This window comes from Thermosynechococcus sp. M98_K2018_005, from assembly GCF_015295825.1.
GTDB lineage: Bacteria > Cyanobacteriota > Cyanobacteriia > Thermosynechococcales > Thermosynechococcaceae > Thermosynechococcus.
The window spans coordinates 23,748-32,286 of the sequence record NZ_DVEH01000053.1; the positions used below are offsets into that span (position 1 = coordinate 23,748).

The following is an 8,539-nucleotide window of genomic DNA, read 5'->3' on the forward strand; positions in this document are numbered from 1 at the left end:
AGAAATAGGCTATCGCGGGGCTAGAGTCTGCTTGGAGACATCCCGATGGGGTGCTGGCACAGTTGGTCATTGGTAGGAATGGCGATCGCCACTGTCCACATTGCTCAACCTTTTTCGGCTCAAGCGGTGAGCGTTACAGAAGTTGCCCGCATTGCCAAAAATATCACCGTGCTCATTGAAAACTATACCCGGGCGATCGCCCTCAATCCCCAGTACACCGAAGCCTATGGCATCAGGAGCTTTTTGAATTTGCTCCTCGGCAACTTTGGCACTGCCGTTACGGATGGGGATCGCGCCCTTGCCCTTAGTCCCAACAACAGGGATCTACAGATGATTCAGTCCTTGGCGCTGTTTCTCAGTGGCGATTTTCGCCGCAGTATCCCTGTATTTGACCGTCTCATTGCCGCCAAGAGCACCGACTATCATTTGCTGCGGGGAATTGCCGCCTTTCTCATGGGGGACTATGCCCTCAGTCGCCCCAGTTGGACGGCCTTAACTCAACTCACCCCCAAAGATCCCATCCCCTTTGCGGTGCGGGCTGTGACGTATCTCCTTGAACAGAACCCCAAACCTAGCCTAGCGGATCTGCGCCAAGCCGCTGAACTCTACCGCCAACAGGGGAATATACAGTCCTACAACGAAAGGATGGATGCAATTCGTCAGATTGAGAACCGCTAGCGCTGCCACTGCTGCAAGAGCCAACGCCCCAAGCGGATCAAGTGTTCTTCAATCCAGAGAAACAGGCGATCGCACCACAGCAGTAGCCGTTCAAACCAGTGGAGTTCATAGCCAATCAGGGCAGCATCCACATCAAGAATCAACTGCTCTGGATTCGGATGAACACTGGTGGCCGCAGTTTCTGATGGTGGTGAATGGGCTAGGGAATCAGAGCTACGGCCTAGGCTAAGAAGGGGCTCCACTGGAGAAAAGACTGGCAGAGGATCCGTAGCTGCCAATAGTGGTGAAGTCACGGCTGAGAATCCCCCTAGCCAATAGGAGAGTTGACTCAGCCAGTCTTGGAAGGGCAGCTTGAAGGGATTGAAATGGCGTTCAATCCAAGCCAGAACTTGCGCCTGTTGGGTAGGGTTGAGGGTGTAAAGGATGGTGTTATCAGTGCCAATGAGCACCATCTGCTGGGTTCCTAGGAGAGTAGCAATCCCCTGTACCCGCACTTGGGAAAGCGTATTCTTGCGACCGAAAGGAAGGCGCGATCGCAACCAATGGAGGACAGCGGCTAAGGGAGACACCCTGGGTAGGACTAAATCCCCTTCACTGGTACCTGTTAACTGAAGTTGCCCCAGAAAATTTCCCACCAAACAGGACGGTGGGTTAGAGCCTGCTTTTAGGGATCGCTGCTGCCAACCCCAGAGCCAGTGATGCCGTCGCCGATACCACTGCCGAACGTGCTGATAGTACACTGCCAAGGCGTAGGCAATGTGTTGCTCAATTTGCTGCTGTTCTGTGGCGGTGAAGGTTTTCAAGGGGCAGGCAGCCTCATCCACAAGCAATAGGGATTTTTCGGCGCGATCGCAGGCAAGGTAAAAGGGTTGCCGCTGTGCCAAAGGGGCATCCTGTGGTGCTAACGTCTTGGACTGGGGTTGAAACCAGCGTTGCCAAGGCGCGATCCAGCGCTGCCACCAAGTCAGTGAGCGGGCGATGGGGGCGATCGCCACTACCCAAGATTCATCATCCCCTTTCGTCAGGGAGAGAGCAGACATCACGCTTAACAACGCTTCGTCGGCAGGGGGTGCTGCTGTAGGTTTCGGTAGGAGGCGTTGACGCATTTGGGAGACGCTGCCCATCAGTTGGGGGAGTCCCCGCTGCCAAAACTGTGCCAGAATCGCGCCAATGACCTGAAGGGTGCTTTCAACCTGCCATTTTTGGCGTTGCCACTGTTGCTGCCAACGTTGCCATTGCTGTCGCCAGAAGTTAAAAAAGCGACTCTGATAGGAAACTGCCATTGCGGCTTTCTAGGTAGGGGAATATACCACTAGATTAGCGTTGTAGTGTCGTCACTAATATTTTTATTTTTAGTATTGATCCCGTTTTCCCCGCAAGCGTGTAAAGGTCTGGAGGGGTGTAGTTGCCCCCACTGCTGCTTGAATGGCACTCACCTCACAGCGCAAAAAGGGATTCGTTGCCTTTTCAAGGCCAATCGTACTGGGAATCGTACTTTTTCCTTGGGCGCGATCGCGGCAGACTTGAGCATAGCGCTCTTGCAGAGCAGGATTATCGGCTTCCACTGTCAGGGCAAAGCTGAGGTTCTTTTGAGTATATTCGTGGGCACACCAGACCCGCGTTTGCTCCGGTAGTTGCCGCAGTTGATTCAACGAGTCGAGCATCTGTGCCGGTGTCCCCTCAAAAAGACGACCACAGCCACCGCCAAAGAGCGTATCACCGCAAAACAGCTCGCCCGTTGCCGACCCATAGTAGGCAATGTGACCGCTTGTATGGCCGGGAACAAACAGCACCTCAAAAGAATGTTCGGCAAAGGGAACGCGATCGCCCGCACTGAGAAAAACCGTTTGCTCTGGAATACGGCCTTGATCTTGGCGGCTGCCATAGACTGCGATATTAGGAAAGCGCGATCGCAGGGCACGATTGGCACCCACATGATCCCAGTGGTGGTGGGTATTGAAAATCGCCGTCAGTGTTGCTCCCAATTCCGCTAATTTGGTAAGAACGGGTTCTGGCTCTGCCGGATCCACCACTGCCGCTGTCCCCGTTTGCGGATCATGGAGCAAAAAAATGTAGTTATCCGTAAGGGCATTGAGGCGATAAATCTCCATGGTCGTTGTTCTTGCACCCAGCGTCGCCAATTTTTCTCTGCTTCGACCTCATCCAGTTTGGCCTCTGCCAAGAACTGATAAAGGCAGTCCTTGGGCACCCATAGAAATAGAAATAAAGAGGAGCGATCGCACCCCTGAGAGACTCCATCTCGCAACTGGAAAATTTGCCATTCCCCACCATTGTACCGCCACAACTCCCCTACTCCCAAGGCCGCATACAGGCGGTTCTTATCAATATCGCCACAGGGTTGTTGGGCGCAGCGATCGCCGCCGCAGTCCTGTTTCCACCAGCAGAATGCGCAAAAATAGACCCATCCGCTCACTGGCAAACTCATGCTCTTCGAGGGGCATTGTAATTTCAAGGGTTCCGCGATCAAATATCAAGTGGGCAGCACGGGTTTGCGGCAGGGCATTGAGAATCTCTTGGTACTGCTGCCAAGGGAGGCCGTGGGGGGGGTGACACGCTGTTCGCCCGTAGTTGTGGTGAGGGTTCTCATGTCAAATTCCCTATGGCTTTGGTATTAGCTTCCTGCCCGTGGCACACAAATCAATCAGTTCACAGCCTTCGCACTGGGGTTGACGTGCTTGGCAAACGGCGCGGCCATGGTAAATCAAGCGAATTGACCAGTTTTCCCAATCGGGCTGGGGGATCAGGCGCATTAAGTCCCGCTCAATTTTCACGGGATCCGTTTCTTGGGTCAGCCCTAGCCGCCGACTCAGCCGCTTGACATGGGTATCCACAGTCACTCCCCCCAAAATGCCGTAGCCGTGGGCAAGAACCACGTTGGCGGTTTTCCGCGCCACCCCCGGCAGTGAAAGCAAATCTTCCATCACCTTGGGCACTTGACCCCCATAGACTTCAACAATGCGGCGACAGGCGCCTTGGATATGGCGGGCTTTGTTGCGATAAAAACCAGTGGACTTGATGTACTGTTCTAGCTCAGCCAAATCAGCCATGGCAAAGTCCTCGGCATCGCGATAGCGAGCAAACAGCGCCGGTGTGACTTGATTCACCCGCTCATCCGTACATTGGGCAGAGAGAATTGTGGCTACCAGCAGTTGCAGCGGATTGGCAAAGTGGAGGCTACAGGTGGCATCCGGATAGAGCCGTTTGAGGCGGGTGAGAATTTCCAGTGCCCGTTGTTGCTTGGCGCAGAGGCGACGGGTAATAGCCATAGAAGCACTTAAAAGAGTTGCTGCACCCAGCCCAAGCCCGTGAGGTTCACGGTGTCCCGCACAATGAGGAACATCCCCAGTCCGAGGAGCAAAACCAGCCCCGTTTGCATAACGCCCTCTTGGATGCGATTGGGTAAGGGACGACCCCGCAGAGCTTCTACCAGTAAAAAGAGCAGTTGACCGCCGTCAAGGGCTGGAAAGGGCAGAATGTTGATAATTGCAAGGTTAATACTGATCAAGGCTGTAAAGGTAAAGAGCTGTTCAGCATTGGAGCGGGCAATATCCGCGCCCATCGCCACGATCGCCACCGGTCCAGAGACCTGTTGAGCTGCTTGATCAAAATGCTGGAAAAGTTCCCGAAACCCATCTAGGGTCAGCACAATCACCCGCTGAAACTCCGCCGCTGCCGCCGTGACTAATTTCATCAAGTTTAAGGTGTGTTCACGGTGAATGTCGGCATGGGGGGCTAATTGAACGCCAATCCGGGCTTGCCCATCCTCACTCACCTCTGGCGTGACAGTAATCTCTTGGATGTGTCCTTGACGTTGAATCGTCAGTGTCAGGGGTTGCTGCGGATGCTGCTGAATGGCTCGCATCAGGTTTGGCAAACTATTGGCATCGGCACCCAAGGGTTGGCCATCTACGGCTAACACCAAGTCCCCCGGCTGAATACCCGCTTTGGTGGCCACAAGGCTACTTTCGGGGACAAGGGCTGGAATGAGGACACCATCATAGTAGGTGGCCTGACTTATCCCCATGACCCCCACTTGCACCAGCAGTAGCAAATAAGCAAAGACCAGATTGGCAACCACCCCCGCGCTGATGACAATGGCGCGATCCAAAATCGGCCGGTTGCTCAGGAGATTGGGATCGTTGGCGGGAACGCCGCTATTCGGGTCATCGTCTGGGAAACCCACATAGCCACCTAGGGGAATCAGGCGCAGGGCATACTCGGTATCCTTGCCTTGAAACTTCCAGAGGATAGGGCCAAAGCCGATGGAAAAGCGGTTGACATGAATGCCTTGGCTGCGGGCAGCGATAAAGTGCCCCCACTCATGGACAAAAATTAAGATTCCCAAGATGGCGATCGCCACCACCACTGCAACCATGGACATAGATTCAACCCAGTGCTACGCTGCGAACTGTTAACTCCCTTTTATTGTGACACCGAACTTCCCCTTGGATCGGTGATCTCGCCCTCGCCCCTTGCATAATTTCTCAAACTTGTGCGATATATTGCAAAAATGCAACAAAGTGGGATGATAAGTAATTATTCTTAGTGGACGCTCCTTAGAGAGACCCATACAAACGCGCTATTTGAGACCTCAACGTTAAAGGGAATTTTCCACAATGTCTTTATTTGATTGGTTTGCAAATCGCCGTAAAGAAACCGCCTTGACCCCCATGCAGCCAGAGCGAGAAATTGCCGATGGCCTCTGGACAAAGTGCGAAGCCTGTGGCGTCATGATCTACAGCAAGGATCTGCATGGCCATCAATTGGTCTGCCCAGAGTGCGGCCATCACCATCGCGTCAGCAGTAGTGAGCGCATCCAACAACTGATTGACCCCCACACATGGCGCCCCCTCGATGAAAATTTGGTCAGTTGTGACCCTCTACAATTCAAGGATCGCAAGCCCTATAGCGATCGCCTGCGCGAATATCAAGAGAAAACGGGTCTCAAGGATGCCGTACAAACCGGCCTTGGCCAACTAGAGGGTCTGCCGATTGCCTTGGGGGTGATGGACTTTGCCTTCATGGGCGGTAGCATGGGCAGTGTCGTTGGGGAAAAAATCACCCGCCTGATTGAACGAGCCACTTGGGAGCATATTCCCCTGGTGATTGTCTGTGCCTCTGGCGGTGCTCGCATGCAGGAAGGGATGCTCAGCTTGGTGCAAATGGCGAAAACTGCCGCTGCCCTTGAGCGTCATCGCAGTGCGGGTCTGCTCTATATTCCGGTCTTGACCCATCCCACTGCTGGGGGCGTGACCGCTAGCTTTGCCATGTTGGGGGATATTATTATTGCCGAGCCAAAAGCAACGATCGCCTTTGCTGGGCGGCGGGTCATTGAGCAAACACTGCGGGAAAAACTCCCCGATGACTTCCAAACTGCCGAATTTGTCCAAAAATGTGGCTTTGTCGATGTGATCGTGCCACGCACCCAACTGAAGTCAACCTTGGCGCAATTGATTCGTTTGCATCAACCCGTGGCAGGTCAGGTGTCCTCAACACTGTTGCCAAAATCATTCCCTTTAATGGCAATGGCTGAAGAATCGTTATAAAAAACAGCAACAAGACGTAGAAAAGGGCTGTCCTAGGGCGATCGCTATACAATAGGGGATACCCCTCCCACACCGCAAGGTGTGGCCGTCGCTGTGCTGTCTTTGCTGGCTCACCTGCTCTAATGCCTACCGCTGAAACTGATCAAAACCTCAAACTTTGGTGGGGCGTTCTCTATCCTGCCTATACCGATCACCCCATTTTAGCTGTTCCCAACCGCAACTCTGGGGGAACTGTGTTTGAGCAGGACACCAATCCTCCCAGGGGCGTTGCCTTTTTTGACCCCCAGCACCGCTACCAACGCTGGGATCACCGTTACGCCTGTGATTTGCCCCAACTGGTGCAGGATCTACAGCCTGAAGAACCGACGCTCTTAGAAGCCCTCCGCGAAACAGCTCAGGACTGGGCCCAGGGGCTAAACATTCTCGACCCCAGTGTGGTCATTCCCCATTTGCAATCGCAATACCCTGATCTCAGTGCGGTGGCGATCGCCTATCTTGCCTTGCACCTTGTCTATCCCGAAACCATTCCAGCCATTCACGATGCGTGGCTAGATACCGTTGCCACAAGCAACTTACCGGCCAACTACTGCCACGGCATTATTCTCGACTACAATCACACGGCTCGTCCTCTACAAGAGGTTTGGCAAGACGACAACATTTCCGATGAGCAAATTTTCCAGTACCTAGAGGACATGATTGAGCTGTGGAAAACTTTAGAACCGTGGCACTGCCATTATTCCTTGCTCACAGTTAGGAATTTAGCCGTCAACCCTGACGATCAATTGCGGCTGCATCAACTGGACTTCACCTTGCCCTTAGTCGAAACCTTTGAGCGACCCACGCCACCCCCCAGTCTCATTGGCGTTTGGCAAGAGTTATTTGCCCATGCCTCTAGTCGCCGCCAAGCCGTTTTCATGCCCCTCCTAGTCTCCTTAAGTACGGCTCCTTTGGAGAAAATCTCAGAAATTCAGATATTGCTTGACTCCCTTGCCCCTACCCTGCGCAGTGACCCCCTGCCAGACTTTGAGGAGGAGACAGGCGAAAGTACGGCTGACTTGATTGATGAACTGCCAGACATCACCCTCTCAGGAGCCGAAGAGCACACTGCGATTGAAGATGCACCGACTGCCCTCTTAGCGCGACAACTGGTTCAAGTGGATGTTGCCGCCCAGACAGACACCGGGCGCGATCGCCACCACAACGAGGATTTCTATCTTATCAATCATCGGCAGCAGGTGCGCATGACCCCCAACGGTCAACAACTAGAGGTTCAGGGGGTTTATGTTCTCTGTGACGGCATGGGCGGCCACGCCGAAGGAGAAGTCGCTAGCTCCTTAGCCACGAAAACCGTCCATGAATACTTCGAGCAGACTTGGCCGTGGCAGGGAGAACTGCCGAGTGCGGAGGAGGTACGCAACGCCATTTACCGTGCCAATGAGGTCATTTTTGCCACCAATAATCAAAAAGCAAAAACAGGTAGTGGCCGCATGGGCACGACCCTAGTGATGGCACTCGTGCACAATTACCATCTTCGCCTTGGTCATGTCGGCGACAGTCGTATCTACCGCTTCACCAAACGCCAAGGACTGCAACAACTGACCACAGATCACGAGGTAGGTCAACGTCTGATTCAACAGGGGGTTGAGCCGGAAATTGCCTATGGCCGCCCCGATGCCTACCAACTTACCCAAGCCCTCGGCCCTCGCAACAATGAGGCCATCTACCCAGAAGTCATCGACTTAGATATTGAAGAAGATACCCTTGTTTTACTTTGCTCCGATGGTCTGTCCGATAATCGCTGCCTTGAAACCCATATCATTAGCCACTTAGTCCCGATGCTCGACTTTAGTATCCCCCTCAGTCAGTCGCTCCATAAATTGATTGATCTGGGGAACCAAATCAATGGCCACGATAACCTGACGGCGATCGCCCTCCGCTTCAAATTGCGCTCCGTTCTCAGCACCCTCTTTTAGGGAAGACCTAGAAGAGACACTTCGGCAACTGGTACACTTCCTTGAGCAGATATAAACAGAGTCCCTGAACATAAAACTGTCGTCAGTACCAAACTCTTTTTACAAAAAGTGATATGGCCTCCCCCTTCTTAACAACTGTGTTTTCCCGTAGCGTAATCAGCCTGACTGGCCTTGTTTCTCTTCTCACTGCCCCCGCCCTGGCTCAAATCACCCCCGCTGCCAATACCACGGGCACCACCATAGAGACCGTCAATAATCAGTTGAACATTGGTGGTGGACAGCTTTCGGGGAATGGCCAAAACCTCTTTCACCTCTTCCGCG

At 53.4% G+C, this 8,539-nt stretch carries 8 protein-coding genes; 4 read left to right on the plus strand and 4 right to left on the minus strand.

What is annotated here, in order from left to right; all coding sequences use genetic code 11:
• The first annotated feature begins 45 nt into the window (after window positions 1-45).
• On the plus strand, window positions 46-678 hold the full coding sequence (locus tag IGQ15_RS07760) for a tetratricopeptide repeat protein (protein WP_297050469.1): 633 nt from the start codon (window positions 46-48) through the stop codon (window positions 676-678).
• On the opposite strand, the gene IGQ15_RS07765 is transcribed toward IGQ15_RS07760, so the two are convergent.
• The 4 genes from IGQ15_RS07765 to rseP all read right to left on the minus strand — a co-directional run bounded on the left by IGQ15_RS07765 (window position 675) and on the right by rseP (window position 5,080).
• Window positions 675-1,961 carry a hypothetical protein gene (locus IGQ15_RS07765; RefSeq protein ID WP_297050471.1) on the minus strand — a complete coding sequence of 429 codons (1,287 nt, stop codon included), beginning with the start codon at window positions 1,959-1,961 and terminating at the stop codon, window positions 675-677. The genes IGQ15_RS07760 and IGQ15_RS07765 overlap by 4 nt on opposite strands.
• Window positions 1,962-2,030: 69 nt before the next feature.
• Window positions 2,031-2,789, minus strand: a complete 759-nt coding sequence (gene gloB, locus IGQ15_RS07770; RefSeq protein WP_297050486.1) for a hydroxyacylglutathione hydrolase — start codon at window positions 2,787-2,789, stop codon at window positions 2,031-2,033.
• 507 nt (window positions 2,790-3,296) lie between these two features.
• Complete coding sequence (nth, locus tag IGQ15_RS07775) at window positions 3,297-3,965, minus strand: endonuclease III (RefSeq protein WP_297050473.1); 669 nt, start codon at window positions 3,963-3,965, stop codon at window positions 3,297-3,299.
• 8 nt (window positions 3,966-3,973) lie between these two features.
• Window positions 3,974-5,080, minus strand: a complete 1,107-nt coding sequence (gene rseP / locus IGQ15_RS07780; RefSeq protein WP_297050474.1) for an RIP metalloprotease RseP — start codon at window positions 5,078-5,080, stop codon at window positions 3,974-3,976.
• Window positions 5,081-5,315: 235 nt separating this feature from the next.
• On the opposite strand from rseP, the gene accD reads away from it, so the two are divergent.
• The 3 genes from accD to IGQ15_RS07795 all read left to right on the plus strand — a co-directional run.
• Window positions 5,316-6,245, plus strand: a complete 930-nt coding sequence (gene accD, locus IGQ15_RS07785) for an acetyl-CoA carboxylase, carboxyltransferase subunit beta (RefSeq protein ID WP_297050476.1) — start codon at window positions 5,316-5,318, stop codon at window positions 6,243-6,245.
• Between the two features lie 122 nt (window positions 6,246-6,367).
• Window positions 6,368-8,218: a serine/threonine phosphatase gene (locus IGQ15_RS07790; protein WP_297050477.1), complete on the plus strand. Its 1,851-nt coding sequence runs from the start codon at window positions 6,368-6,370 to the stop codon at window positions 8,216-8,218.
• Between the two features lie 137 nt (window positions 8,219-8,355).
• The coding region (locus tag IGQ15_RS07795) for a hypothetical protein (protein ID WP_297050480.1) at window positions 8,356-8,539 on the plus strand (184 nt) is incomplete at its 3' end.